Origin of the sequence: Micromonospora cabrerizensis, from assembly GCF_022230955.1 — a bacterium.
GTDB classification, from domain to species: Bacteria; Actinomycetota; Actinomycetes; order Mycobacteriales; family Micromonosporaceae; genus Micromonospora; species Micromonospora cabrerizensis.
Genome location: NZ_JAKKFI010000084.1, coordinates 149,014 through 174,508, shown reverse-complemented (window position 1 = coordinate 174,508; position 25,495 = coordinate 149,014). Strand labels below are relative to the sequence as shown.

The following is a 25,495-nucleotide window of genomic DNA, read 5'->3' as shown; positions in this document are numbered from 1 at the left end:
GAGGCTGATGACCATGACGACGACACGGACGCTGGGACGCAGCGGCATCGAGGTGAGCGCCATCGGGATGGGGTGCTGGGCGATCGGTGGCCCGCTCTGGGGTGAGGACAGGCAGCCGTTCGGCTGGGGCGAGGTCGACGACGACGAGTCGATCCGCACCATCCACCGGGCGCTGGAGCTGGGGGTGACCCTGTTCGACACGGCCAGCAACTACGGCGCCGGGCACAGCGAGCGGATCCTCGGTCGGGCCCTGGCCGGTCGGCGGGACAGCGCGGTGATCGCCACCAAGTTCGGCAACGTCGGCGAGGAGGCCACCCGCCGGGCCCTCGGCACCGACGCCAGCCCGGCCTTCGCGGTACGCAGCCTGGAGGACTCGCTGCGCCGCCTCGGCACCGACCACGTCGACCTCTACCAACTGCACATCAACGAGCTGCCGGTGCCCGCCGCGCTCGACCTGGTCGGCACCCTGGAGGACCTGGTCGGCCAGGGCAAGATCCGGGCGTACGGGTGGAGCACCGACAACCCCGCCTCGGCGGAGGCGTTCGCTGCGGCCGGCCCGCACTGCGCCGCGATCCAGCACGACGAGTCGGTGCTGCGCGACAACGCGGCGGTGCTGGCGGTCTGCGACAGCCACGACCTGGCCAGCCTCAACCGTGGGCCGCTGGCGATGGGGCTGCTCACCGGGTCGACCCGGGCCGTCGGGGCGGACGACGTGCGCGGGCGGGCCCCGGAGTGGCTGGAGTGGTTCACCGACGGTCGGCCGACACCGCGCTGGGCGGCCCGGGTGGATCAGGTCCGCGCGGCGCTCACCGCCGACGGGCGGACCCTGGCACAGGGCGCGCTGGGCTGGCTGCTGGCGCGCAGCCCGCGTACCGTGCCGATCCCCGGCCTGCGCACGGTGGCCCAGGCCGAGGAGAACCTGGCGACCCTGACGCTCGGCCCGCTGAGCGCCGAGGCGTACGCCGAGGTGGAGCGACTGCTCGCGGACCTGCGCCCGGCCCACGCGGCCTGACCGTCGACGGCCGTCGCCCCGGGGCGTCGTCACCGGAAGTCGTCCGCGTGCTCGGCGGCCCACTGCCGGAACGTGCGCCCGGGGCGTCCGGTCACCTGCTCGACGTCCGGGGCGACCCAGCCGCTGCTGTCGGCATATTGCCCCATCTCCAGGAACCACTCGATCACCTCGGTCGGGTAGAGGTCCTTCCAGTGCTCGCGGGCCTGCTCCGGGGTCAGCTCGTCGAAGCGCACGGGGCGGCCGATCGCCTCGCCGATCATCCGGACCGCGTCCCGGCGGCGGACCGGCTCCGGCCCGGTCGGCTGGTACACCCGGCCGGCGTGGCCGTCCCCGGTCAGCGCGGCCACGATGACCGCGGCGATGTCCGCCTCGTGGACCAGCGCGCTGTTCCAGTCCCCGAATGGCGCCCGCACCACCCCCTCGGCGCGGATGTCGGCCGCCCAGTCGCGGGTGTTCGCCATGAACTCCCCCGGGAAGACATGCGTCCACTCCAGACCCGAGTTCTCCACCGCCCGGTGCAGGGGCCGGTGGGGTGCCTCGATCGGGTCGTCGTCCGCCCGGCTCGGATCGTTGTGGCCCAGATGGGTGACGCGGCGGACGCCGGCCTGCCGGGCCAGCTCCAGGATCTCCGCACCGGTGGTCAGCGGCCCGTACCCGTCCATCGCCACGAGGTGCATGCGCGTCACGCCGCGCAGCGCCGCAGCCAGCGTGTGGGGGCTGGCGAAGTCCCCCGCCACCACCTCCACCCGGCCGGGCAGCGCGGTGGCCGCCGGCGACGCGGGATCACGGGTCAGCGCGCGCACGTCGTGGCCGGCGTTCACCAGTTGCCGGACCACGCTGCCTCCGACGGTCCCGGTCGCTCCGGTCACCAGGATCGGCATGGTTCCTCCTCAGGGGTCGCCCGACGGCGGGCACGGCGAGCCGACCCCACCAAACGGGAGCGCTCTCGGATGACTCATGCTCAGCCAGATCAATGCCGGAAGCAATCGCGAACACCGCATTCACGTTTGCTCTGACCTGCGGAAACGCTTCGGCTTCCGAATCTGCGTGGCAACCTTTTTCGGTGGCCGGGACGCCCGTTGACCTGCGCTTTCCCGCCGCACGAGGGTTCCGCGCACATTTCTTCGCCGGAACGCCCGCCGGTGACCGCCCCCTGCATCTCCCGGTGGCGTTCTGGACGAAGATGGGGGTATGCGCATCCTTCTGGCCGGCGCGTCCGGCTTCCTCGGCACCCGGCTGGCCGACCGGCTCGCGGCGGACGGGCACCAGATCACCCGGCTGGTTCGTCGGCCGCCGCGCGACCCGCAGGAGCGGCGGTGGGACCCGGCCGGCGGGCAGCTCGACCCGGCCGTGGTCGCCGAGGCGGACGCGGTGGTCAACCTGGCCGGCGCGGGCGTCGGCGACAAGCGCTGGAACGACGACTACCGGCGGTTGATCCGGACCAGCCGGGTGGACAGCACCACGACACTGGCGGCCACCATCGCCGGGCTCCCCGCCGCGGACCGTCCCCGGGCGCTGCTCAACTCATCGGCCGTCGGGTGGTACGGCAACACCGGCGACCGGGCCGTCGAGGAGGACGCGCCAGCCGGCGAGGGCTTCCTGGCCGACGTCTGCCGGGTGTGGGAGGCCGCGACCCGGCCGGCCGAGGACGCCGGGGTACGCGTCGTCCGGCTGCGTACCGGCCTGCCACTGGACCGCGACGGCGGGCTGCTCAAGCCGCAGCTGTTGCCGTTCAGGCTGGGCATCGCCGGCCGGCTGGGCAGCGGCCGGCAGTGGCTGCCGTGGATCTCGCTGGCCGACTGGCTGGACGCGACCCTCTTCCTGCTGGGCCACGACGAGGTCGCCGGCCCGGTCAACGTGGTGGGGCCGAACCCGGTGACGAACATCGAGTTCACCCGCGAGCTGGCCCGTCAGCTGCACCGCCCGGCGATCATCCCGATCCCCGCACTGGCGCTCAAGGTGGCCCTCGGCGGCTTCTCCCACGAGGCCCTCACCAGCACCCGGGTCCTCCCCGGCGTCCTGACCCGAGCCGCCTACCGCTACCAGCACCCGACCCTCCCCCAAGCCCTCCAAGCAGCCCTAACCCCCTAACCCCCACCCCCACCCCACCCCACCCCTGCCCCGCCGCCGCCCGCCCACGCCGCCGTTCCCGTTGATCAAGAGGTTTGCGTCATCCGGAGGCCCGAATCTGACGCAAACCTCTTGATCAACACGGGCAGGGGTCGGCGCTCGCAGGCGTGGTCGGCGGGGGCTCGGCCCTCGGTCGTTCGGCTTTCGGCTTTCGGCTTCGGCTTCGGCTTCGGCTTCCGGCAGAATTGGTGGTCGGCGGGTCGTCGGTGGGCGGGCGTGGGCCGATGCTGGACCGATGGCGACCTTCTCCCTCCAGGCCACCCCGACCGACGCGACGAGCTGGTCCGAACTGGCCCGCCGGGCCGAGACCGCCGGCTTCGACGCCCTGCTCGCCGCCGACCACCCCGGCGACGTGACGTCACCCTTCGTGGCGCTGGCCGCCGCCGCACCGGTCACCTCGACGATCGGGCTCGGCTCGTACGTGTCGAACCTTGGCGTACGGGAACCGATGCTGCTGGCGGCCGACGTGGCCACCCTCGACCTGATCTCCGGTGGCCGGGCCCGGCTCGGTGTCGGCGCCGGTCACACCCCGGCGGAGTGGCGCGCGGTGGGTCGGGAACGCCCCGACGTGGCCGGTCGGGTCCGCCGTTGCGTGGCCGTCGCCGAGGCGGTCCGCGCCCTGCTCGACGGCGCCTCGGTCACCGTCGACTCGGCCGAGCTGACGATGCGCGAGGCGGTGTTGCGCGAACCGCGGCCGGTGCAGGACCGGATTCCGCTGACGATGGGTACGGCGAACTCGACGCTGCTGCGTTGGGCCGGCGCGCACGCCGACGTGGTCGGGCTGACCGGGTTCGGGCGTACCCTCGCCGACGGCCACCAGCACGAGGCGCGGTGGCGGGCCGACCAGATCGAGGCGCAGCTGGCCTGCGTGGCTGCCGGCGCGGCCGGCCGGACGGACCCGCCGGCGTTGGAGGCGCTGGTGCAGACGGTGGTGGTCACCGACGACGCGGAGGCTGCCGCCGCGGAGCAGGCCCGACGCAACGGCATGACCGCCGCCGAACTGCTGGCCACCCCGTTCGTGCTGATCGGCACGGTGGACGAGATCGTCACGGCGGTCGCCGAGCACGAACAACGCTGGGGGGTGACCCGGTTCGTGGTCCGCCGTGACGCGCTGGAACCGCTCGCGCCGGCCCTGGCCCGCCTGACCTGAGCCCGCGCCGACGGCCGCATCAACGAACGTTCCGACGGCAGTTCCGACGGCAGTTCCGACAGCCGTGTCGATCAAGAGGTTCGCGTCGGATTCCGGCTTCCGGATGACGCGAACCTCTTGATCAACGGGCCAGGGGCGTGGTCAGCAGCCGATCACCCAGTAGTTGGCGGCGGTCTGCTTGAGGGCGCTGGTGTAGAAGGTGTTGTAGAGGCCCATCCGCTGGTTGGAGCCGTTCGCGTAGGCGTAGCCAGCGGACTGGTACGCCCGGCCCGCCGCCACGTGCGCGTAGTTGCTGGCGGTCACGCAGGTCGCCGGAGCGGTCGGAGTCGGGGTCGGCGTCGGCGTGGCCGTGGGGGTCGGGGTCGGCGTGGCCGTCGGGGTGGGGGTCGGGTTGGTGCCGCCGCCGTTCAGGCCGAAGAAGAGCGCGTCACGGTACGTCGAGCAGATGGTGTCCAGGAAGTACGCGCCGGCGGTGCCACACTGCTCGGCTGCGGAACCCGGGTCGACCGGAGTGCCGTGACCCATCCCGGAGACCCGGTAGAGGCGTACGTCGTCGTTGCCGTACACCTCCAGGCTCGTGTTGCCGGGCAGCGACGAGGTGCTGCTCGGGGTCTGCGAGACGCCCCGCACGTTGGTCCACTGGTCGCGGGACTCGGTGGCGTTGAGCGGTGCGACGGTGTAGTCCGAGGTGCCGTGCCAGATGGCCACCCGGGGTCGCGGGCCGGTGTAACCGGAGTACGCGCCGCGGACCAGGTCGCCCCAGGCGGCCGGGGTCTTGTCCGCGCCCGGGCTCATGCAGCTGAACGCGTTGACCATGCTGGTGGCGCAGCGGTAGGGGATCCCCGCGATGATCGATCCGGCGGCGAAGACGTCCGGGTAGGTGGCGAGCATGACCGCGCTCATCGCCCCGCCCGCGGAGAGACCGCTGACGAAGACCCGGGAGCCGTTCACGCCGAAGTTCGCCTTGGCGTGGTCGACCATCTGCTTGATCGACAGTGCCTCACCCTGACCGCGGGTGGTGTCGCCCGACTCGAAGAAGTTGAAGCACGAGTTGGCGTTGTTGCCGGACGGTTGCTGGGCGACGATCAGGGCGAACTTCCACTGGTCGGCGTACTTCTGCCAGCCGGAGCCGGAGAAGTAGCCGGAGGCGTTCTGGGTGCACCCGTGCAGCAGCACGACGGCCGGGGAGTTGGCCGGCAGGTTGTCCGGGCGGTAGGCGTACATGGCGAGGTTGCCCGGGTTGGAGCCGAACCCGGTGACCTGGGTGAGGGTGGCGGCCTGGGCGGGGGCGGCGACGGCGACCGCGCCGGCCAGGGCGAGGGCAAGCCCGGCGAGCCCGCCGATCAGGCGGGTGATGGTGGACGAGGAGCGGCGCACGGCGGCCTCCTGAGAGGGGCGGACTGTGAACTGGGTCACGGTCGAATTGCCGTGACGTTACGACGATGTGTCGCCGCGATGACATGGGGCACACTCACACATTCACGACTGCCGAGGTGTACGCCAGACCGTCGACACGAGTCCTCCCCAACCCCACGCGACAACAACGGTCCCCTCCTCGCAGGTCTGACCGGCCTGTCCAGGTCCGGTTGGTAACGTCCGCTGCGTGCCGTCCTCCCCGTCGCTGGCCACCGGGCCCGCACCAGCGTCACCCCCGCGCGTCGTCCGGGACCGCCGGGCCGACCTGATCGTCGCGCTGGTGGCGCTCGCGCTCGCCGTCTGGGTGACCAGTGGGCTCTGGCGGGACCCGAACACCCGGACGATCACCGTCAACTCCAGCGACCAGGCGCTCTTCGAGTGGCTGCTGGCCTTCGGCGGGCACGCGGTCACCCACGGGGACAACCCGCTCTTCACCTATCTGATCAACGTCCCGGACGGCGTGAACCTCGCGGTCAACACCTCGATCACGGTGTACGCGGTGGTCTTCGCCCCCCTCACGTACCTGATCGGGCCACCGGCGACGTTCCTGGTGATCCTCACCCTGAACCTGCTGGCCACCGCGCTGGTCTGGTACTGGTTGCTCTCCCGGCACCTGGTCCGCAGCCAGCTGGCCGCCGGCGTCGGCGCCCTGTTCATCGCCTACTCCCCCGGCATGGTCTCGCACGCCAACGCGCACCTGAACTGGACCGCCGGCTGGCTGGTGCCGCTGCTGATCTGGCGGCTGTTCGCGCTGCGCCGAGGCGGGCACTGGCTCCGTGACGGGGTGATCCTCGGTGTGCTGGTCGCGGTGGCCTTCTCGATCGCCGCCGAGGGGCTGTTCTTCACCGCGCTGGGGCTCGGGGTGTTCGTCGCCGTCTGGGCGCTGCACCCGGCCAACCGGGCCGAGGCACGCGCCGTACTGCCCACCTTCCTGCGGGGGCTCGGGGTGACCGCCGTGGTCGCCGGCGTGCTGCTGTCGTACCCGCTGTGGTTGCACTTCGCCGGTCCGCAACGGTTCCACGGCACCGGCTTCGACCCGGTGATCCACTCCGAGGACATCGCGGCGTTCGCCGCCTTCCCGCGCCGCTCGCTGGCCGGTGAGGCGGGGCTGGGCACCTCGCTGGCACCGAACCCGACGGAGGAGAACTCCTTCTTCGGCATCCCGCTGCTGGTGCTCACCGTGGTCTGCTTCGTCGCGCTCTGGCGGCGGGCCGACCCGAGCCGCCGGGCCACCCTCTGGGCGCTGGGCGTCCTCGCGCTGATCTTCTCGGTGCTCTCCTTCGGCCCGGTCGCCAAGGTCGACGGGCGACGCACCGACCTCCCCATGCCGTTCGACCTGCTCGGCCAACTGCCGGTGGTGAACGCCGCGCTGCCCGCCCGGCTGGCGCTGGTGGTCGCGCCGGTGATCGGGCTGTTGCTGGCGTACGCGGTAGACCAGCTGCGCGCCGCACCACCCCGGCACCGCTCCACCGAGCTGGCCTGGCTCGTCGGTTTCGCGGTGGCCCTGGTGCCGCTGCTGCCCACCCCGCTGTTGACCGACGAGCGGGAACCGATCCCACGGTTCATCACCTCCGGCACGTGGCGCGACTACGTCTCACCGGACGGGGTGCTGACGCCGGTGCCGCTGCCCGTGGACATCTACCCGGACGGCCAGCGCTGGCAGGCGTACGCGTTGTCGCACCGGCAGGGCGAGTTCGAGATTCCCGGCGGGTTCTTCCTCGGCCCGGGCGGGCCGGACGGGCGCGGCCGGATCGGCCCGGTGCCGCGCACCCTGAGCGCGTTGATGGACCAGGCCGGCCGTACCGGGCTGGTGCCGATCGTGACCGACGGGACCATCCGGGAGGTCCAATCGGACCTGCGGCACTGGCGGATCGAGACGGTGGTGCTCGCCGACCAGGTGCACGGGGCGAAGTTCGAGGTCGACGAGGAGGCGCTGCTGCGGACCGGCACCGCCCTGTTCGGCGAGCCGCAGCGGGTCGACGACGTCTGGCTCTGGCGCATCCCGCCGGCCGCCCGGTAGCCGCGACGCGACCGAGCGGGACGTCGTGACGGGCCTTAGTCGCGTCTAATGGACCGATGGGAATGACGGGCCGGCGAGTGCGCCGTGCAGCCACGATCGGTGTCGCGCTGGTTCTCGTGGCACTCAGCGCGCCAGCCGCCACGGCCGGGGCCGGCTCTGTCGCCGACCGCACGACCGGCGTGGTCCCTACCAGGTTGCACAATCCGTGGCTGTGGCAGGCCACCGTGGGGCAACGAGCGGCCGGCCCGGCCGCGCTGGTGTTCTTCACCGACCGCACCCGTTACTTCGAGTCGACAGGTGTGCTTGTCGACCAGGACGGCGCGTACCGGCTGATCCCGATCGGCATCGCCGAGCGACACGGGTTGCTCTCCCCGGATGGACGGCACTACCTGCGGCCGGGCTCCGGCGAGCTGCTGGACGTCACCACCGGCCGGCAGCGCCGCACGATGAGCACCGGAGTCTCTCCCATGGCCTGGTCGTCGGACGGGCAGCAGGTGCTGGGCACTCGCGACAACGACGACACGGTGATCACCTACGGCCCGGAGAATCAGCAGCTCAACGACCCGGAGAAGCCCGACGATCTGCTCGTCGTCGACCCGTTCCGGGGCTCCGAGCGGGTGGTCGAGGTCGGCACCTTCGCCGCGCACAGCGGGGCGGCCTGGTCACCCGGTGGCGACCTGGTGGCGGTCACCGGCTCGCCGGACGTGCCAGCCCAGCTCGCCGAGCGCGAGCGACTGGTGGTCGTCGACCCGGACGGCGGCGGCGCTCGTTGGCAGGTCGACCTGGGCGACAGGCGAGTTCTGGCCGGTCCGGCCGCCTGGCATCCCGACGGCCGGCGGCTCGCGCTGCTCGCCTTCGACGGCTGCGCCGGGCCCAGCTGTACGGCCGAGCAGGCGGCGGCGCGCGCCTGGCGGGTCGAGTTCCTGGACACGGCCACCGGCAAAGACGTCGGCCAGGCCCTGCCGGCCGGCACCTCGGTCAGGGAGGTCATCGGCTGGCGCGGCGACGACCCGGTCCTGCGTTATGTCAGCAAAACGGAGCAGGACACCGACCGGCAGGCCGTTCTCGCCGCGCTGTCGCCCGACGGCGGTCGGGAGGTGCTGGTGACCGCGCCGGTCGGGTCAACCGACCTGATAGTGCCGGGCGAGCTGCTGGCTCGGGCCGCGTTCGGTGGGCCGGAGCCTCGGCCGTCACCGTTCGCCGCCCCGCTCTGGCTGTACCTCACGCTGGCGGTGTTGCCGCTGCTCACCGTCGGCCTGATCGTTCGGGTTGTTCGTCGCCGCCAAGCCGCGACTCAGGCGGCGTCAACGTGACACCGAGTGATGCGGCCAGGCCGGGCGGACGTGTCACCGAGCGGGCCGCAGACCAGCACCGACAGCTGGCGTGATCTTCGCCGGTGAGGCGGCTCACCAGGGAAGATCGCCCGCGGCGGGGCTAGGCTGGACGCCGTGACGACGACGACCCCCGGCCTGACGGCCGTCCACGGCGGCCTGCTCGACTACCAGGCCGCCTGGGACGAGCAGCGGCGCCTGCACGAGTCGGTGGTGGCCGGCGAGCGCGGCGACACCGTGCTGCTGCTGGAGCACCCGAGCGTCTACACGGCGGGCAAGCGCACCGAACCGTGGGACCGGCCGATGGACGGCACCCCGGTCGTCGACGTGGACCGTGGCGGCAAGATCACCTGGCACGGGCCGGGGCAGCTCGTCGGTTACCCGATCCTGCGGCTGCCCGACCCGGTGGACGTGGTCGCCTACGTCCGCCGCACCGAAGAGCTGCTCATCGACGTGTGCGCCGAGTTCGGGCTGACCGCCGGCCGGGTCGAGGGGCGCAGCGGGGTGTGGGTGCCCGAGGACGACCGGGGGCCGGCCCGCAAGGTGGCCGCCATCGGCATCCGGGTGGCCCGGGGCGTCACCCTGCACGGCTTCTCGATCAACTGTGACTGCGACCTGACGTACTTCGACCGGATCGTGCCGTGCGGCATCCGGGACGCCGGCGTCACCTCGCTCACCGCCGAGCTGGGCCGCCCTATCAGCGTCGCCGACGTGCTGCCGGTGGTCGAGCGCCGGCTGTCCACCCTGACCGAGGTCTGAGCGCACAGCCGGCGCACGGCCCTACGGGGTCAGGCGGTGCAGGTCGCGCGGGAACGCGGTGACCTCGCGGATGTTGGCCGCGCCGACCAGGCGGGCGACGAACCGTTCCAGGCCGATGGCGAAGCCGCCGTGCGGCGGCATACCGTGCCGGAACGCGTCCAGATACCCGGCGTACGGCTCGACCGCCTCGCCCCGGGCCGCCAACGCCGCCAGGTAGTCGGCGTGCCGGTGCAGCCGCTGCCCGCCGGTGACCAGCTCCAGACCACGAAAGAGCAGGTCGAAACCGTTCGAGTACGCGGGCCGCTCCGGGTCCGGGTGGGTGTAGAACGGTCGCTTCGCCATCGGGTATCCGGTGACGAAGAGGAAGTCGGAGCCGTGTTCGCGGCGGGCCCACTCGCCCAGCGCCCGCTCGTGGGCCGGTGCGAGGTCCGGCTCGTCGGCGGGCGCGCCGGCGATCGTCAGCGCCTCGGTGAAGTGCACCGCCGGGATCTCCGTGGGCACCTCCGGCGGCGTGACGCCGAGCGTCGCCAGGGCGCCACCGGCGCGCTCGCCCACCGCGCCCAGCATCCCGGCAAGGGTGTCGCGCAGCACCCGCATCACGTCGTGGTGGTCGGTGACGAAGCCCAGCTCCGCGTCGAGCGACGTGTACTGCGCGAGGTGCCGGACGGTGTCGTGCGGCTCGGCCCGGAAGACCGGCCCCACCTCGTAGACCCGTTCGAAGACGCCGACCATCAACTGCTTGTAGAACTGCGGCGACTGGGCCAGGTACGCGGGCCCACCGAACCAGTCCAGCGCGAACACGTTCGCCCCGCTCTCGGTGGACGAGCTGACCACCTTCGGGGTGTGGATCTCCACGAAGTCCCGGGTGTCCAGGGCGGCCCGGAAACCGGCCACCGCCGCCGCCGAGATCCGCAGCGCCGCCGAGCGGGTGGGGTGCCGCAACGCGGTGGGCGCGTTGTCGAGCTGGGTGGGCAGGCTCGCGGTGAGGGCCGGCCGGTACAGGTCGAACGGTGGCGGCACGGCGGGCGGCCCCAGTGGACGTACCGTCGGGTCGGTCAGCTCGACCCCGGCGGGTGCCGTCTCGTTCGCGGTGACCGTCGCGGTGACCTCGACGACCGTCTCCTCGGGAAGTTTCTCCAGCTCGGCGCGGACGGCCGGGTCGGTGACGACCACCTGGGCCAGGCCGGTGGCGTCGCGCACGATCAGGAAGGCCACCGACTTGAGCAGTCGGCGTCGGTGCACCCAACCGGCGATCCGCACGGTCGTGCCGATCCGGGTGGGCAGGTGGTCGGACAGGGTTCGTTGCATGGCGGGCTGCTCCTCGGTTGATCGCCACGCCGTCGCCGCCCTGGGGAAGCGAAGCGTCGCATCAGCCCCAGGGAGGTGTGGGCGAGCGGGAACCTCGCGGTGCCACCACACCTTCACCCCCGCCGAAGCGGGGGCCTCGTTCGTCGCCTGATGACCGGGGCCAGCCGGGCGGGCTCTACTGGGCACGGGTGACCCGCAACCGTTCTTCCCGCAGCTCGGGAGGGTCTTCGCGCACCGGCGCCAGACCGCCTCTCAGCACCGGCGGCTCTCTGCACTGGCGGGTCGGGGCGCTACTCGGCTCCGTCGTCGCTGTTGGCGGTGACGGTAGCACCCGAATCCCGCTCGTGTGACGCGCATTTTCGACTCCCCGGTGTCGGGCGTCACAACGTTCGGGGCGTGACGCCGGTCGCCTGACGCACATAGACACCCGCCGTCCGGCGTAGGCTCGTTTTCGTGACGATCGAGCACTCCGCGCCGACGACCGGCCAGGCAGCGCGCACCGCAACGGCGGCCCCCGAGGGGCGGCGACTGCTGCGCATCGAGGCGCGCAACGCCGAGACGCCGATCGAGCGCAAACCGCCGTGGATCAAGGTCAAGGCCAAGATGGGTCCGGAGTACACCCAGCTGCGCGGGCTCGTCTCGCGCGAGGGGCTGCACACCGTCTGCCAGGAGGCCGGCTGCCCCAACATCTACGAGTGTTGGGAAGACCGGGAGGCCACCTTCCTCATCGGTGGCGACCAGTGCACCCGGCGCTGCGACTTCTGCCAGATCGACACCGGCAAGCCGGCCGAGTTCGACGCCGACGAGCCGCGTCGGGTCGCCGAGTCGGTGGTCTCGATGGGCCTGCGCTACGCCACCATCACCGGCGTCGCCCGTGACGACCTGCCCGACGGCGGTGCCTGGCTGTACGCCGAGACCGTCCGACAGATCCACGCCCTTCAGCCGGGCTGCGGCGTCGAGCTGCTGATCCCGGACTTCAACGCCGTTCCCGAGCAGCTCGCCGAGGTCTTCGGCTCCCGCCCGGAGGTGCTGGCCCACAACGTGGAGACCGTGCCGCGCATCTTCAAGCGCATCCGGCCGGCGTTCCGCTACGACCGCTCGCTGGACGTGATCCGACAGGCCCGCGCCGACGGCCTGGTCACCAAGAGCAACCTCATCCTGGGCATGGGCGAGGAGCGGGCCGAGGTTTCGCAGGCGCTGCGCGACCTGCACGAGGCCGGCTGCGAGCTGATCACCATCACCCAGTACCTGCGGCCGACCCCCCGGCACCACCCGGTGACCCGCTGGGTCAAGCCGGAGGAGTTCGTGGAGCTGCGCGAGGAGGCCGAGGAGATCGGCTTCGCCGGGGTGATGAGCGGGCCGCTGGTGCGCTCGTCGTACCGGGCCGGCCGGCTCTACAAGCAGGCGCTCGACGCCCGCTCCGCCACCTCCGTCACCACCGCGGGCTGACCCCACCGGCAGCGCCGCGCGGCCGTTCGGCGTCCGGATGCCATGATCGTGGAATGACCCTCGGCGTACGCCAGCAGCCGCGTGGCGCGGGCTCCCCGCGCCCGCGGCCGGGCGCGCGTGTCGGGTTGGTCGGCTGGCTCACCGGGTTGGCCGTGCTCGTCGGAGTGGGTTACCGACTCTGGCTGCTGGGTCAGGCCGCACCGCCGACGAACAGCGACGAGGCCACCATGGGGTTGGCCGCGCTGCACATCGCCCGGGGCGAGGGCTTTCCGATCTGGTTCTACGGCCAGCAGTACATGGGCACACTGGAGGCGTACCTGGCCGCGCCGGTGTTCGCCCTGGCCGGCGGGCCGTCCCTGCTCGGTCTGCGGCTGCCCACCCTGGCGCTGTACGTGCTGTTCCTGCTGCTGTCCTGGCGGTTGACGCTGCGGCTGACCGGGGACCGGTGGTTCGGGCTGCTGGTGGTGGCATTGCTGGCGCTGGGCTCCGACCGGGTGATCAAGAACCAGTTGATCGCCGGTGGCGGCTACCCCGAGATGAACGCCGCCGGGGTGGGGCTGGCCGTCCTCGCCGTGGATCTGGCCGCCGGCCGGCCGGGATGGCGGCTGGCGCGGTGGGCCGCGTGGGGGCTCCTGGCCGGTCTGATGCTCTGGGTCGACCCCCTCGTGCTGCCGTACGTGGTGGCGACCGGGGCGGTGCTCGTCGGGTTCTGCCGCCGGGAGCTGTGGGGGGCCGCCGGTGCGCTGCTCGGCGCGGCCGCCGTGCTGGGGGCGTCCCCCCTGCTGCTGCACAGCCTGCTCAACGGGCGCAACCCGCTCCACGCGGTGCTCGCCGCCAGCGGCGCGAACGCCACCGCCGGCTGGGCGGACCGGCTGCACGGCGGCCTGCTGCTCGGCCCGCCGCTGGGCATGGGCTTCTGCGCTCCCGGGCAGTGCGCCACCTGGCAACTCTGGTGGGCGCTGGCCCTGCCGCTGCTGCTGGCGCTCGGTGCCGCCACCGCCTGGCGGGCACTACGCCGACCGCCCACCGGCCCCGCCTCGCCGGCCGGTGCCGTCTCGCCGGCGGACCTTGCGTCGCCAGCCGGCCCTGCCTTGCCGGCCGGTCCTGCCTTGCCAGCCGGTCCTGCCTCACTGGTCGATCCCGCTGATGCTGGTCACCCGGTGCTCGTTGCACCCCGGGTGGCGGCGGCGGTTCGGCTGGCGCTTGTGCTGGCCGCCGTGGTCACCCTCGGGGCGTACACCCTGAGCAGTTCCGCCGGGCTCACCCCGGTGGAGAGTTCCCGCTACCTGTCCTGCCTGCTCATCTCCCTGCCGGTGCTGCTCTGGCCGGTGTGGACGGTGGCCCGGCGCGGCCCGCGTCCGTCGGCGACCGGCCGGCACGGCTCCGGGCGAACGCTGGCCCGGCCGGTCGCCCTGGCATTGCTCGCGGCCACACTGGGCACCGCCGCCCAGGCCACCTGGCGGTCGGCGCAGACCGCACCGGCGACCCGGGCCGCCGACGCCCGGCACGCCGAGTTGGTGAGCACCCTGCGTCAGCTCGGCGTGCGACAGGTGCGCGCCGGCTACTGGACCTGCAACCGGCTCACCTTCGCCACCGCCGAACAGGTGGTCTGCGCGGTCGTCGACGACGCGCTGCGTCCCGGGTTCGACCGCTACCCCGCGTACCGGCGGGAGGTGGACCGGGCGGCGGCGCCAGCCTGGGTCGCACCGGCCGGCTCACCGCTGGCGGACGTGCTCGACGAACGGCAGCGCGCCAACCCTGGCGGCCTCGACCTGGTCACGATCGACGGCTGGCGGATCTACCTGCCGCGATGACCGCGCCGGGCGTCGGTGCGACGCAGCGGCGCGCGTCAGGGCGACTCAGCCGTGCGCGTCAGTGCGACGGTCCGCAGCGCCGCGTCCAGACCCGGCCGCGGCGGCGCGCTTCAGTGCGACGCGGCGGCGCGCGTCAGTGCGACGAGGCCGGCTCGGTGAGCAGGCCGAGGCGGTGCGCCAGGGCGGCGGCCTCCACCCGGTTGGTCACGTCCAACTTCGCGATGATCCGGGACACGTGCACGCTGGCCGTCTTGGGCGAGATGAACAACTGCTCGGCGATCCGGCTGTTGCTGTGCCCCTCGGCGACCAGTCGCAGCACCTCGCGTTCCCGGGCGGTGAGCAGGTCGGCGCCGGCTCCGCCCTGGCCCGGGGTGCGCAGGCCGACGCGTCGCGCCAGGGTCGCGGCAGCCTCGACCAGGGGCACCGCACCCAGGCGTCGGCCGATCTCGGCGGCCTCGGTGACCGCCGCCGCCGTCTCGTCGCGCTCCCCGGCGGCGGCAGCGGTCTCGGCCAGCGCCAGCAAGGCGCGGCCCAGCGGGTACGGCTGCCCGTCGGCCCGCCACGCGTCCACCGCCGTACGCCAGGCCGGCAGCGCCTGGTCGCCGACCGCCAGCAGCGCGGCGACCTGGGCGGCGTGCGCCCGCGCCGCCGGGTGCCGCACGGGCAGGTCGGTGGCGAGCGCCGCCACCGAGACCGACAGGTCCCGGTCGCCTACCCGGGCCGCGGTACGCGCGACGGCGCTGAGCACCGGCCAACCCTCGCGGGGCAACTGCGGCAGGCTCTCGTCGACCGCCGCGACCCGGGCCGCCCGGATCGCCTCCACCTTGTCGTCGGCGGCCAACGCCGCCTCGATCGCCAGCTCGTGCAGGGGGAGACGGTGGTTCGGCCACAGGTAGGGCCGGCCGAGGAAGGTGAGCGCCCGGTCGACCAGCTCGTCTGCGCCCGGGTGGGCGCGGGCCAGCCGCAGCCCGGCGCTCAACTGGAGCCAGTGCAGGCCGGTGACGCCGGACAGGTCGATCCGGGCGGCCTCCGCACACACCGCCTCGGCCTCGTCCCAGCGACCCAGCGCGATCAGCGCCTCGGCCCGGTTGGACAACAGGTACGCCCCGGTGGAGCGGCTGATCCCCACCCGCCGCGCCTCGGCCACCCCGGCCTCGGCAGCCTGCGCGGACTCGGCGTAACGGCCCAGCTCGCAGAGCACGTCCGACTGGTAGACCCGGGCGAGCACCAGGCCCGACACGTCCCCGGCCGCACGGACGACGGCCTCGGCCTCGCTGAGCTCGGCCAGCCCTCGCTCCGGGTCCCGCCCGCCGTGGCAGAGCAGGGCGATCCGCGCGTGCAGCAGGGCGACATCCTCGCCGAACGCCTCGGCGTCCGCGGCGGCCTCGGCGGCCACCCGGGCCGCCTGCCTGGGGTCGATCTTGACCAGGTGCGCGGCGATGTCGGCGAGCAGCCGGACCCGCTCCGCGCCCCGGGGGCCACCAGCGGCCAGCCGGTACGCCTCATCCAGCTCCCGGCGGCCGTCACTCTTGCCGAGCAGGGCCATCAGCCGACCCCGCTGGTCCAGCAGGCGGGCGGCGCGCAACGGTGCGGCGTCGGCGTCCACCTCGGCCAGGCCGGCCCGGGTCAGCGTGATGGCCCGGCTGAAGTCGCCTGCGGTGACCGCCGCGCCCAGCGTCTGCTCCAGCAACGCCAGGTGATCCATGCCGAGCAGGTCGGCCGCGTCGGGCACCAGCTCCCACAGCTCCAGCACCCGCTCCAACAGTCGGCGCTGCTCCGCGTAGGCGTACCGGTCGGCGGCGGCGCCGGCCGCGGCTCGTGCCGCGACGAGGGCCCTCGGGTGGTTGTGCGCGGCGTACCAGTGGTGGGCGATCTCCGCCGGGGCGCGACCCGCGGCGACCAGGTGCGGCTGGGCCTCGATGGCGGCGGCGAAGCGGGCGTGCAGCCGGGCGTGCTCACCGGGCAGCAGCTCGTCGTGCACGGCCTCGCGGACCAGCGCGTGCCGGAACTCGTAGTCGCCGTCGCGGTCGGCCACCACCAGCTGGGCGGCGACGGCGACGCGGAGCGCGTCCTCCAGCTCGGCCTCGGGCAGCCCGGCGACCTCGGCAAGCAGGTCGTGGGCGAAGCGGGTGCCGCCGGCAGCCGCGATCCGCAGCACCCGCTGGGTCGGCTCGGGGAGTCGGTCCACCCGGGCCAGCAGCAGGTCACGCAGCGTCTCGGGGAGCGCGGCGCAGCCGAGCGGGGAGCCGGCGACAGCCAACTCCTCGATGAAGAAGGGGTTGCCCTGGGTGCGGTCGTGGACATCGTCGACGGCCCGGGCGGGTGGCTCCGCCCCGAGCAGGTCGGCGAGGATCGCGCCGGTGCCGTCACGGTCCAGTCGGCCCAACTCGACCCGTTCCACGCCTCGGGCGCGGTCCAGTTCGGCGAGGAACGGGCGCAGCGGGTGCCCGCGCTGCAACTCGTCGGTGCGATAGGTGCAGACCAGCAGCAGGCGACCCGGCCGCGCCGCCCGGACCAGGAAGCCGATCAGGTCCCGGGTGGAACGGTCGGCCCAGTGCAGGTCCTCGATGATCAGCACCAGCGGGCGGGCATCGGCGAGTCGTTGGAACAGCTCGGCGACCAGGTCGAACAGGTAACCGCGCGGTGCGTCGCTGAGCGGGACGGCACGGGGGCCGGCCAGCGCCGCGGACGCCCGTCCCAGCTCCGGCAGCAGCGGGGCGAACTCCGCCTCGTAGCCGGCGAAGACCTCGGGGCCGTCGGCGCGCAGCACCGCGCGCAGCGCGGCAGCGAACGGCGCGAACGGCAGGCCCGCCTCGCCCAGCTCCAGGCACTGGCCGACCAGCACCCGCGCCCCGCCGACGGTGGCCGAGCCCCCGAACTCCTCCAGCAGCCGGGTCTTGCCCACACCGGCCTCACCACCGACCAGCACGGCGGTCGGCTCCCCCGCCCGGGCGCGGCCCAGCGCGCCGCGCAGCGCCGCGATCTCACGATGGCGGCCGACGAGGACGGAGCTGGCGGCGCGTACGGTCACAGGTTCGAGCATGCCATGACGGCCCCCGCCGCCAGCCCCGCCGATCGGCCGGTGGCCGGGCGGCGGGGTGGCGTCGAGTCGGTCGGCCAGCACGGCGGGCGACGTGGGGATGGCAGCCGAGGCGGGCGCGGTCACCGGCGGGCGTCGCCGGTGCGGCCGGCCGGCCTGCGCCGACCCAGCCAACCGCGGCCGGAAGGACGCGGCAGCGACCGGGCGAGCCGTTCCGCAGCCGCCTCGGCGCGCAGCTCGGCGGAGTGCGTACGGTGCAGGGAGAGCAGGAAGTCTGCGTCGTTGCCGAACATGTCGGGCTCCTTCGTGGCGTCGTCGTCTTCTGCTGACGACTCTTCGCGCGAAGGCCCCACCCGGGCATGGGCACGGTGCCTCATCTTCCCGGCCGGCACCCTCCTTACGCGTCCGTCCTCCGGCGGTGAGGAGACGTAAGGTACTCAGCTGCCCCGGCACCCGGACGCGGATCAACGGGGCAGGCGGCGACCACTAGACTCTGCGTCATGGCAAAGCCCCAGGAGAAGGTCTCGTTCGGCCAGCGGCTGAAGCAGATCGGGATGGTGTTCAAGTTCACCGCCAAGCAGGACCGGTGGTTCGCGCCGTTGGTCGCCGCCGCGGTGCTCATCCCGCTCGCCCTCACCGTGGTCGCGGTCATCCTCTGGAGCTGGATCTGGCTGCCGATCGGCATCCTGTTCGTCCTGCTCGCGGTGCTGATCGTGCTCAACCTGCGGTCCAACAAGGCGATGATGAACGCCGCCGAGGGTCAGCCCGGCGCGGCGGCGCAAATCATGGAGAACATGCGCGGCGACTGGCGGGTGACCCCGGCGGTCAGCTCGACCACCCAGATGGACATGGTCCACCTGGTGATCGGTCGCCCCGGCGTGATCCTGCTGGCCGAGGGCAACCCGCAGCGGGTGCGCGGCCTGCTCGGGCAGGAGAAGCGGCGGCTGTCCAAGGTGATCGGCTCCGCTCCCCTGCACGACTACGTGATCGGGCAGGAGGAGGGCGAGCTGCCGATCCGCAAGCTGCGGACGACGCTGCTGCGCCTGCCCCGGGCGCTCTCCGGCAAGGACGTCAACTCGCTGGACAAGCGACTCAAGGCGCTCACCGCCCGGCCGCAGATGCCCAAGGGCGCGATCCCGAAGAACATGCGCCCGCCGGGCGCCTTCCGCCAGTCGCGGGGCCGCTGACCCCCGAGGTGTACGCAGGAGAAGAGCCGGACCCGAACGGGTCCGGCTCTTCTCGCATGCGTCCCACTGCGCTGCCCCGTCACCCACCTCGTCGATCATGGAGTTGTGGTGGGTGACAAAGTGCCCGTACGGCAACAAGCCAGGCGCCATAACTCCATGATCGACCGAACTCGGAGGCGCGGACCGGCCGTGGCGGGGTTTGTTCAGCCGCGGGGGGCGTCGACGATGACCGAGTCGGCGAGCCGGTCGTGCAGGCCGCGACGGTGCTCATCCATGATCAGCGCAGGGACGACGAGGGCCAGCAACAGGCCCCGGATCAGTCCTCGGAGCACCCCGATCCGGCCACCGTCGTGCCAGTTCACGCAGCGGACCTTCGTGACGTACATGCCCGGCGTCTGGGTGAACAGGCCGAGGAAGATGCCGTACACCAGGACCAGCACCAGCACCGGCGGCCAGCCGTCGCGTACGGGGTCGGCGAAGATGTTGGACACCAGCAGGCAGAGCACCCAGTCGATGATCAGCGCCCCGAACCGTCGCCCGAGGGTCGGCGGGGTGAAGGTGGGGTCGGTGGCCGGGGCTGCCGGGCTGTGCGGATTGGTCACAGCGGTCAAGGGTATCCGCGTCGCGACGAGGGTCGCCGGGTGCCACCGCCACTGTGTGCCGATTCAGGCTAAAGGCATCAGATGTCATTACACTGGCACAGTCGGTACGACGTTCGCGGCGGGCCGAGGGCGTGGACGAGAGCGCCACTGACGCTCCGCGAGGGACGTAACACGGCAGAAACAACGGAGACACGGCCGGGCAACCCCCCGGCCCTAGCGTCGCCAGAAGCCTAGCCACCCCGTGGACGTGCCAGGAGGATGTGTGTTCGCCAATCCCGAGGAACTGCTGCGATACCTCAAGAACGAGGACGTGAAGTTCGTCGACGTTCGTTTCTGCGACCTGCCCGGCGTGATGCAGCACTTCAACCTGCCGGTCGAGTCCGTCAACGACGACCTCTTCACCGACGGCCTCGCGTTCGACGGTTCGTCGATCCGCGGTTTCCAGGCGATCCACGAGTCGGACATGCTCCTGCTCCCGGACGTCGCCACCGCGTTCATCGACCCGTTCCGCGCACAGAAGACTCTCGCGCTCAACTTCTTCATCCACGACCCGTTCACGCGCGAGGCCTACAGCCGCGACCCGCGCAACGTGGCGAAGAAGGCCGAGGCGTACCTGGCGGCGAGCGGCATCGCCGACACCGCCTACTTCGGCGCCGAGGCGGAGTTCTACATCTTCGACTCGATCCGCCACGAAACCTCGGCGCACCAGTCGTTCTACTACATCGACTCGATCGAGGGCGCGTGGAACACCGGCCGCGAGGAGCCGGGCGGCAACCGCGGCTACAAGACCGCGTACAAGGGCGGCTACTTCCCCGTCCCGCCGGTCGACCACTACGCCGACCTGCGTGACTCGATCGTGCGCCGCCTCGTCGACACCGGCTTCAACGTGGAGCGCTCGCACCACGAGGTGGGCACCGCCGGCCAGTCCGAGATCAACTACCGGTTCTCGACCCTGCTGCACGCGGGTGACCAGCTTCAGCTCTTCAAGTACATCGTGAAGAACGAGGCCTGGGCCAACGGCAAGACCGCGACCTTCATGCCGAAGCCGCTGTTCGGCGACAACGGTTCCGGCATGCACACCCACCAGAGCCTCTGGCTCAACGGTGAGCCGCTGTTCTACGACGAGACCGGCTACGCGGGCCTGTCCGACATGGCCCGCTGGTACATCGGTGGCCTGCTGCACCACGCGCCGTCGCTGCTGGCCTTCACCAACCCGACGGTCAACTCGTACCGTCGCCTGGTGCCGGGCTACGAGGCGCCGGTCAACCTGGTCTACTCGCAGCGCAACCGGTCCGCCTGCACCCGCATCCCGGTGACCGGCAGCAACGCAAAGGCCAAGCGCGTCGAGTTCCGCGTCCCGGACCCGTCGGCCAACGTCTACCTGGCCTTCTCGGCCATGATGATGGCCGGCCTGGACGGCATCAAGAGCAAGATGGAGCCGCCGACGCCGATCGACAAGGACCTCTACGACCTCCCGCCGGAGGAGTGGGGCGACGTCAAGCAGGTGCCGGGCTCACTGCCGGCCGTGCTCGACTCGCTGGAGGCCGACCACGACTACCTGCTCGACGGTGGCGTCTTCACGCCCGACCTGATCTCCACCTGGGTGGACTGGAAGCGGGCCAACGAGGTCGACCCGGTGCGCCTGCGCCCGACCCCGCACGAGTTCGCCATGTACTACGACTGCTGAGCAGCCGCTTCACTCCCGGCTCGGGCCGGTTCCGCGATGGCGGAGCCGGCCCGAGCCGCTTTGTAACGCCCCCCGGCATACCTTCGCATCCGATATATTGCGGAGGTGGACACACCGCTGCGCGAACCCACCTTCCTGATCCTCACCGCGCTCGCCGTCGGGCCGATGCACGGCTACGGGCTGATCGGCGAGGTCGCCGCCCTGTCCGACAACCGCGTGTCGCTGCGCCCCGGGACGCTCTACGGGGCGCTCGACCGGCTGGTCGACGCCGGCCTCGTCGAGGTCGACGGCGAGGAGGTGGTGGACGGCCGGCTGCGCCGCTACTACCGCCTCTCCCCCGGCGGCGAGGCCACCCTGAGCGCCGAGACCGAGCGGCTGCGGCGCAACGTCGAAGCCGCCACCAGCCGGCTGTCCGCGCGGACTCGCGCCGCTCGCCCGATCACCCCGCGCACGGCCGGAGGGCTGGCATGAACGACCTGGAACGCCGTTACCTGCGACTGCTGCACGCCTACCCCGCCGACTACCGGCGGGCCCGCGGCGCCGAGATCGTCGGGACGTACCTCGATCTCGCCGACCCGGGCCGGCGCTGGCCCTCGCCGGCGGACGCCGCGGACCTGCTGCGCGGCGGCCTCCGCCAGCGGCTGCGGGCCGCGGGTGTCACCGACCTGATCCCCGGGGTACGCCTCGCGGCGCTGCTGGCCCTGGTCACCGCGAGCGCTCTCGCCGGCGTCTGGGGCGTAGCGGAGTTGCATCCGACGCCGACCGAGTGGGGCGTACCCCACGTCGGCCCGTTCGTCTCGCTCGGTGTCGTCGCGTGGGCGGCATGGCTGCTGACGGCCGTGGTGATCGCCGTCGCGCCGATCCGGATCGCCCGGCTGACCATCGTCCTCGCGCTCCTGCTCACGCTGGCACCGCTGCCGATGGCCGTGGCGCTCGACGCACCCCGACCACCGCTGTTCGTGCTGCTGCCGCAGGTGGTCCTGGGCCTGCTGGGGCTCGCCCTGCCCGACCGGCCCTCCCGGGCGGTCCGCCTCGCGCCGCTGCTGTCCGCACTGTTGGCGCTGGCGGCGACGGAGTTCCTGGTGGGGTCCGACGCGATGGGTGGCTACTACGCCCCCACCGCGGCGCGTTTCCTGCCCACCGTCGGTGGGTTGCTGCTGGTCGTCGGGACCCTGCTGGCCATGGGCCTGGCACTGGGCGGGGACGCCCGCGGCGGCTGGGCGCTCGTCACACTGCTCACCCCTGCCGGCTTCCTCGCAGTGCCCGCCCTGGCCGGCGGCACCGGGATACACGGCGCCGTCACCTTCACGCAGTTGGCCGCGAGCGCCGTCGCCGTCGCGCTCGCCGGTCCTGCCGTACTGCTCCTGGCCATCCTCGTTCGCGCCCGCCTAAGCCCCGTCACCAAGCGCGGCGGCGAAGCCTGCCCCACCTGCGGCACGCGGGCCTGACCACCAAGATCGTGCTCCATCATTGATGTAGTGGTGTCCGGTGCGCAGGATGCCACTACAACCATGTTCGAGCGCGATCTTGACCGCACAAGCTTGACGATCATGAGGTTGCCCAGACATTCCGTCCGATTTGTCGCCCGTCAACCTCATGATCGACGAGCTGGACGCGGGGGCGTGCGGCGGCGCAGCACGAACGCGAGCACGAACGCGAGCAGAACGGTCATCGCCACCGCACCGGGGGCCTTCGTGAAACGGGCCAGGTTGGTGCCGTCGGGCAGAGCGAGGAAGGCCGCCCCCGCTGCCGGCAGCACGAACCACGTCGTCCTCGCAGCGGACAGCGCGAGCAGCCCCAGGGGCCAGGTCGCGTACCAGGGGTGGAAGACCGGGGACAGGACGACCGTGGCGACCAGCGCCAACGCCGCACCGTGCAGTGCCACCCGGGGCCGCGCCGCCGAAGGCACCCAGGGACGTGCCGGCTCGACCCGTGCCACCCGCAGCCGGTCGTCGTTCAGCCCGCCCAGGGTCTGCCAGGCCCGCCACCAGAGCACCACCAGCACCCCGGCGAGCAGCAGCAGGGCGACTGCCCGGGCCACCGGCACCGCCTGCGGGTCCCGGCCGACCAGCGCGCCCGCGTAGTCCACGACCAGGCCGACGGCGGTGGGTGGCGACGTCCACTGCTCCGAGTCGCCGCTGTGGGTCAGCCCGCCCACCCAGCCGAACCCGAGGCCGGACAGCGTCGAGGTGACCAGCAGCGCGGCGAGCAGCCCGACGGTCAACCAGCCGCCGTCGCGCAGCAACGCCCGTACGGTGTGGCGGCCGTGCACGGCGGCCAGCGCGGCGAAGGGCACCACCACCACGGCGCTGGCCTTCACGGTCACCGCCAGGCCGAGCAGCGCTCCGGCGACCAGCAGCGCCGCCGGTCGGCCCGGTCGACGGACCACGATCAGCAGCCCCCACAGCAGCAGGCCCAGCATCACGGCGTCGTTGTGCGCGCCGGCCACCAGGTGTACGCCGACCAGGGGGGCGGCCAACACGAGCCACCCGGCGCGCCGGGTCGGTACGCCGGCTGCCCGGGCCAGGCCGGGCAGGCAGATCGCGGCCAGCAGCAACCCCGCCACGGCGATCACCCGCAGCAGCACCACCGTGCCGGTGAGCCCGCCGCCGAGGGTGACCGCGAGTGCCGCCAGCAGGACGAACACCGGCCCGTACGGTGCCGGCGTGTCCCGCCAGATGGGTGCCACCGTGTCCAGCCACGGGCAGCCCGCCGCCGCCACGCCCACCGCGTACGGGTCGACGCCGTGCGCGTACGTCCAGCCCTGGCAGGCGTACGAGTAGACGTCCCGGCTGCCCATCGGTGGCGCGACGAGCAGCGGCAGCGCCCACAGCCCGGCGGTGACGTACGCCCACCGGGTCGACGGTGTTCCCCCGCGCAGCGACCACCACGCACCGACCAGCAGCGCGGTGCCGAGCAGCCAGCAGACCAGCGTGGCCGGGCCGTCGGGGGTTCGCCAGATCGACGCCGGTGTCGTGCCGAACGGGGCGTCGGGCAGCGCCCCGCCGAGGTGGCCGGCCACGGTGAGCAGGACCGCGCCGGCCAAGCCGACGTACCGGGCACCCGACACCGCCAAGGCGACAGACGGCCGCGGAACAGACGGCCGCGAGGCAGACGGCGGCGGGCCGGGCGGGCCGGGAGCGGTCACCGGCGCACCTTCCCTCAGTCGGCGGCGACCGGTTGACGGGCCGCCCGAGCCGACCGTACCAACCGGACGACCACCACGATCACCAACAGCGTCATCAGGGGCGCCCCGACCGTCTTGGTGAACCGGGGCAGCCCGGTGCCGTCCGGCAGCACCAGGAACGACGCGACCAGGGCGATCACGGTGAACCAGCCGGTACGCCGTGCGGTGGCGGCCAGCACGAACAACGGCCACGTCCAGTACCAGGGGTGGACCACGGGAGAGAGCGCGACGGTGACGGCGAGCGCGAGGCCGGCGTAGTAGAGCGGGTCGCGGGTGCGGGCCCGCCACCAGAGCCAGACGAGGAGGCCGGCCAGGACCACCACGGCTATGCCGCGGGTCACCGGCAACGCGTCGATGTGAGCGCCGAACAGCGCGGCGATGTAGCCGACGGTCTGACCGACGGCGGTCGGCGGGGACGTCCAGGCGATGGCGGCGCCGCCCTGGGACAGCCCGCCGGCCCAGCCGAAGTCCAGCCCGCCGGCGATGGTCACTCCCACCACGGCGGCGACCGCGCCGCCGACCACCCAGCCGCCGTCGCGGATCAGCGTTCGGAGCCGGTACGGCCCGGCGGTGGCGGCGAGCGCGGCGAACGGGACCACCACGACGGCGGTGACCTTGATCGCCACGGCGAGGCCGAGGAGCAACCCGCCGACCAGCAGCATGTCGCGCCGACGCGGGTGTGCGGCCACCACGGCCAGCCCACCGACCAGGGCGGCGAGCATCAGTATGTCGTTGTGTGGGCCACCGATCAGGTGCGCGGCGACCAGCGGGGAGCCCAGCGCCAGCCACACGGCCCGCTTGGCCGGCACCCCGGCCCGGCGTGCCAGCACCGGCAGCGCCCACGCGCTCACCACCACCCCGACCAGCGCCAGCGCCCGGAACAGCACGATGCTGGCGGTCAGGGAGCCGGCGACCTTGACGACCGCGCCCGCGACGAGCACGAAGAGCGGCCCGTACGGCGCGGGGGTGTCCCGCCAGATGTACGAGACCGAGTCCAGCCAGGGGCAGGGCAGCGCGGAGACTCCCTGCTCGTACGGGCTGATGCCACCGGCGAAGCTGGCGCCCTGGCACGCGTACGCGTACACGTCACGGCTGCCGAAGGGCGGCGCGACCAGCAGCGGCAGCAGCCACAGCCCCACGGTGACCAGTGCCCACCGAGTCGACGGGCCGCCGTCGCGCAGCACCCACCAGGCGTACGCCATCAGGCCGGTGCCGACCGCCCAGGCGGCCAGGATCAGCGGGCCGTTGTCGCCCTGCCAGATGCTGACCGGGGTGCTGCGCAGGGGACCGCTGGGAAACGCGCCGCCGAGGAACGCGGACAGCGCGAGCAGCATCGAGCCGGCCAGGCCGGTCCAGCGCGCGAGGTGGGGAGGCACGCCCGACATGCTGCCAGCAACCCGGTG

General features: G+C 73.0%; 20 protein-coding genes. 12 read left to right on the top strand and 8 right to left on the bottom strand.

Going from position 1 to position 25,495, the window contains the following annotated elements:
* The first annotated feature begins 13 nt into the window (after window positions 1–13).
* On the top strand, window positions 14–1,012 hold the full coding sequence (locus tag LADH09A_RS23115; RefSeq protein ID WP_238647554.1) for an aldo/keto reductase: 999 nt from the start codon (window positions 14–16) through the stop codon (window positions 1,010–1,012).
* A gap of 29 nt (window positions 1,013–1,041) precedes the next feature.
* Here LADH09A_RS23115 and LADH09A_RS23110 read toward each other — a convergent pair whose 3' ends face one another.
* Window positions 1,042–1,893, bottom strand: a complete 852-nt coding sequence (locus LADH09A_RS23110) for an NmrA family NAD(P)-binding protein (RefSeq protein WP_238647553.1) — start codon at window positions 1,891–1,893, stop codon at window positions 1,042–1,044.
* A 310-nt stretch (window positions 1,894–2,203) separates the two neighbouring features.
* Between LADH09A_RS23110 and LADH09A_RS23105 the strand changes: the two genes are divergently transcribed.
* Window positions 2,204–3,103: a TIGR01777 family oxidoreductase gene (locus LADH09A_RS23105; RefSeq protein ID WP_238647552.1), complete on the top strand. Its 900-nt coding sequence runs from the start codon at window positions 2,204–2,206 to the stop codon at window positions 3,101–3,103.
* A gap of 274 nt (window positions 3,104–3,377) precedes the next feature.
* Window positions 3,378–4,292 (top strand): LLM class flavin-dependent oxidoreductase, encoded by a 915-nt coding sequence (locus LADH09A_RS23100; RefSeq protein WP_238647551.1) that lies wholly within the window; start codon window positions 3,378–3,380, stop codon window positions 4,290–4,292.
* A gap of 141 nt (window positions 4,293–4,433) precedes the next feature.
* On the opposite strand, the gene LADH09A_RS23095 is transcribed toward LADH09A_RS23100, so the two are convergent.
* Complete coding sequence (locus LADH09A_RS23095) at window positions 4,434–5,669, bottom strand: extracellular catalytic domain type 1 short-chain-length polyhydroxyalkanoate depolymerase (RefSeq protein ID WP_238647575.1); 1,236 nt, start codon at window positions 5,667–5,669, stop codon at window positions 4,434–4,436.
* A 226-nt stretch (window positions 5,670–5,895) separates the two neighbouring features.
* Here LADH09A_RS23095 and LADH09A_RS23090 point away from each other — a divergent pair, with 226 nt between their 5' ends.
* The 3 genes from LADH09A_RS23090 (at window position 5,896) to lipB (ending at window position 9,818) form a co-directional block, all read left to right on the top strand.
* Window positions 5,896–7,728 carry a DUF6311 domain-containing protein gene (locus LADH09A_RS23090; protein WP_238647550.1) on the top strand — a complete coding sequence of 611 codons (1,833 nt, stop codon included), beginning with the start codon at window positions 5,896–5,898 and terminating at the stop codon, window positions 7,726–7,728.
* Between the two features lie 224 nt (window positions 7,729–7,952).
* Window positions 7,953–9,041 carry a TolB-like translocation protein gene (locus tag LADH09A_RS23085; protein WP_238647549.1) on the top strand — a complete coding sequence of 363 codons (1,089 nt, stop codon included), beginning with the start codon at window positions 7,953–7,955 and terminating at the stop codon, window positions 9,039–9,041.
* A 135-nt stretch (window positions 9,042–9,176) separates the two neighbouring features.
* Window positions 9,177–9,818 (top strand): lipoyl(octanoyl) transferase LipB, encoded by a 642-nt coding sequence (gene lipB / locus LADH09A_RS23080; RefSeq protein WP_238647548.1) that lies wholly within the window; start codon window positions 9,177–9,179, stop codon window positions 9,816–9,818.
* A 21-nt stretch (window positions 9,819–9,839) separates the two neighbouring features.
* Here lipB and aspS read toward each other — a convergent pair whose 3' ends face one another.
* Complete coding sequence (gene aspS, locus LADH09A_RS23075; RefSeq protein WP_238647547.1) at window positions 9,840–11,126, bottom strand: aspartate--tRNA(Asn) ligase; 1,287 nt, start codon at window positions 11,124–11,126, stop codon at window positions 9,840–9,842.
* Between the two features lie 453 nt (window positions 11,127–11,579).
* Here aspS and lipA point away from each other — a divergent pair, with 453 nt between their 5' ends.
* Window positions 11,580–12,575, top strand: a complete 996-nt coding sequence (gene lipA, locus LADH09A_RS23070; protein ID WP_238647546.1) for a lipoyl synthase — start codon at window positions 11,580–11,582, stop codon at window positions 12,573–12,575.
* 53 nt (window positions 12,576–12,628) lie between these two features.
* Window positions 12,629–14,389: a hypothetical protein gene (locus LADH09A_RS23065; RefSeq protein ID WP_238647545.1), complete on the top strand. Its 1,761-nt coding sequence runs from the start codon at window positions 12,629–12,631 to the stop codon at window positions 14,387–14,389.
* 133 nt (window positions 14,390–14,522) lie between these two features.
* On the opposite strand, the gene LADH09A_RS23060 is transcribed toward LADH09A_RS23065, so the two are convergent.
* Window positions 14,523–17,420: a helix-turn-helix transcriptional regulator gene (locus LADH09A_RS23060; protein WP_238647544.1), complete on the bottom strand. Its 2,898-nt coding sequence runs from the start codon at window positions 17,418–17,420 to the stop codon at window positions 14,523–14,525.
* A 131-nt stretch (window positions 17,421–17,551) separates the two neighbouring features.
* Window positions 17,552–17,722, bottom strand: a complete 171-nt coding sequence (locus LADH09A_RS23055) for a hypothetical protein (RefSeq protein ID WP_238647543.1) — start codon at window positions 17,720–17,722, stop codon at window positions 17,552–17,554.
* 207 nt (window positions 17,723–17,929) lie between these two features.
* Between LADH09A_RS23055 and LADH09A_RS23050 the strand changes: the two genes are divergently transcribed.
* The gene (locus tag LADH09A_RS23050) at window positions 17,930–18,616 is read left to right on the top strand and encodes a DUF4191 domain-containing protein (protein ID WP_088949492.1); all 687 of its coding nucleotides are present in this window, start codon (window positions 17,930–17,932) and stop codon (window positions 18,614–18,616) included.
* 203 nt (window positions 18,617–18,819) lie between these two features.
* Here LADH09A_RS23050 and LADH09A_RS23045 read toward each other — a convergent pair whose 3' ends face one another.
* Window positions 18,820–19,218 carry an RDD family protein gene (locus LADH09A_RS23045; protein ID WP_238647542.1) on the bottom strand — a complete coding sequence of 133 codons (399 nt, stop codon included), beginning with the start codon at window positions 19,216–19,218 and terminating at the stop codon, window positions 18,820–18,822.
* Between the two features lie 262 nt (window positions 19,219–19,480).
* On the opposite strand from LADH09A_RS23045, the gene glnA reads away from it, so the two are divergent.
* The 3 genes from glnA (at window position 19,481) to LADH09A_RS23030 (ending at window position 22,353) form a co-directional block, all read left to right on the top strand.
* Window positions 19,481–20,905: a type I glutamate--ammonia ligase gene (gene glnA / locus LADH09A_RS23040; protein WP_238647541.1), complete on the top strand. Its 1,425-nt coding sequence runs from the start codon at window positions 19,481–19,483 to the stop codon at window positions 20,903–20,905.
* A gap of 105 nt (window positions 20,906–21,010) precedes the next feature.
* Window positions 21,011–21,376 (top strand): PadR family transcriptional regulator, encoded by a 366-nt coding sequence (locus tag LADH09A_RS23035; RefSeq protein ID WP_204941388.1) that lies wholly within the window; start codon window positions 21,011–21,013, stop codon window positions 21,374–21,376.
* Entirely contained in the window at window positions 21,373–22,353 is a 981-nt protein-coding gene (locus LADH09A_RS23030; protein ID WP_238647540.1) for a hypothetical protein, read from the top strand. The genes LADH09A_RS23035 and LADH09A_RS23030 overlap by 4 nt, the downstream gene beginning before the upstream one ends.
* A 146-nt stretch (window positions 22,354–22,499) precedes the next feature.
* Here LADH09A_RS23030 and mptB (LADH09A_RS23025) read toward each other — a convergent pair whose 3' ends face one another.
* Window positions 22,500–23,981: a polyprenol phosphomannose-dependent alpha 1,6 mannosyltransferase MptB gene (gene mptB / locus LADH09A_RS23025; RefSeq protein WP_274529972.1), complete on the bottom strand. Its 1,482-nt coding sequence runs from the start codon at window positions 23,979–23,981 to the stop codon at window positions 22,500–22,502.
* 86 nt (window positions 23,982–24,067) lie between these two features.
* Window positions 24,068–25,468 carry a polyprenol phosphomannose-dependent alpha 1,6 mannosyltransferase MptB gene (gene mptB, locus LADH09A_RS23020; RefSeq protein WP_238647538.1) on the bottom strand — a complete coding sequence of 467 codons (1,401 nt, stop codon included), beginning with the start codon at window positions 25,466–25,468 and terminating at the stop codon, window positions 24,068–24,070.
* Window positions 25,469–25,495 lie beyond the last annotated feature (27 nt).

Excerpts from the sequence above, each read along its gene's own strand:
- LADH09A_RS23115 (WP_238647554.1), top strand. The coding sequence starts at position 14 with ATGACGACGACACGGACGCTGGGACGCAGCGGCATCGAGGTGAGCGCC.
- LADH09A_RS23110 (WP_238647553.1), bottom strand. The coding sequence starts at position 1,893 with ATGCCGATCCTGGTGACCGGAGCGACCGGGACCGTCGGAGGCAGCGTG.
- LADH09A_RS23105 (WP_238647552.1), top strand. The coding sequence starts at position 2,204 with ATGCGCATCCTTCTGGCCGGCGCGTCCGGCTTCCTCGGCACCCGGCTG.
- LADH09A_RS23100 (WP_238647551.1), top strand. The coding sequence starts at position 3,378 with ATGGCGACCTTCTCCCTCCAGGCCACCCCGACCGACGCGACGAGCTGG.
- aspS (WP_238647547.1), bottom strand. The coding sequence starts at position 11,126 with ATGCAACGAACCCTGTCCGACCACCTGCCCACCCGGATCGGCACGACC.
- LADH09A_RS23065 (WP_238647545.1), top strand. The coding sequence starts at position 12,629 with ATGACCCTCGGCGTACGCCAGCAGCCGCGTGGCGCGGGCTCCCCGCGC.
- LADH09A_RS23055 (WP_238647543.1), bottom strand. The coding sequence starts at position 17,722 with ATGTTCGGCAACGACGCAGACTTCCTGCTCTCCCTGCACCGTACGCAC.
- LADH09A_RS23050 (WP_088949492.1), top strand. The coding sequence starts at position 17,930 with ATGGCAAAGCCCCAGGAGAAGGTCTCGTTCGGCCAGCGGCTGAAGCAG.
- LADH09A_RS23030 (WP_238647540.1), top strand. The coding sequence starts at position 21,373 with ATGAACGACCTGGAACGCCGTTACCTGCGACTGCTGCACGCCTACCCC.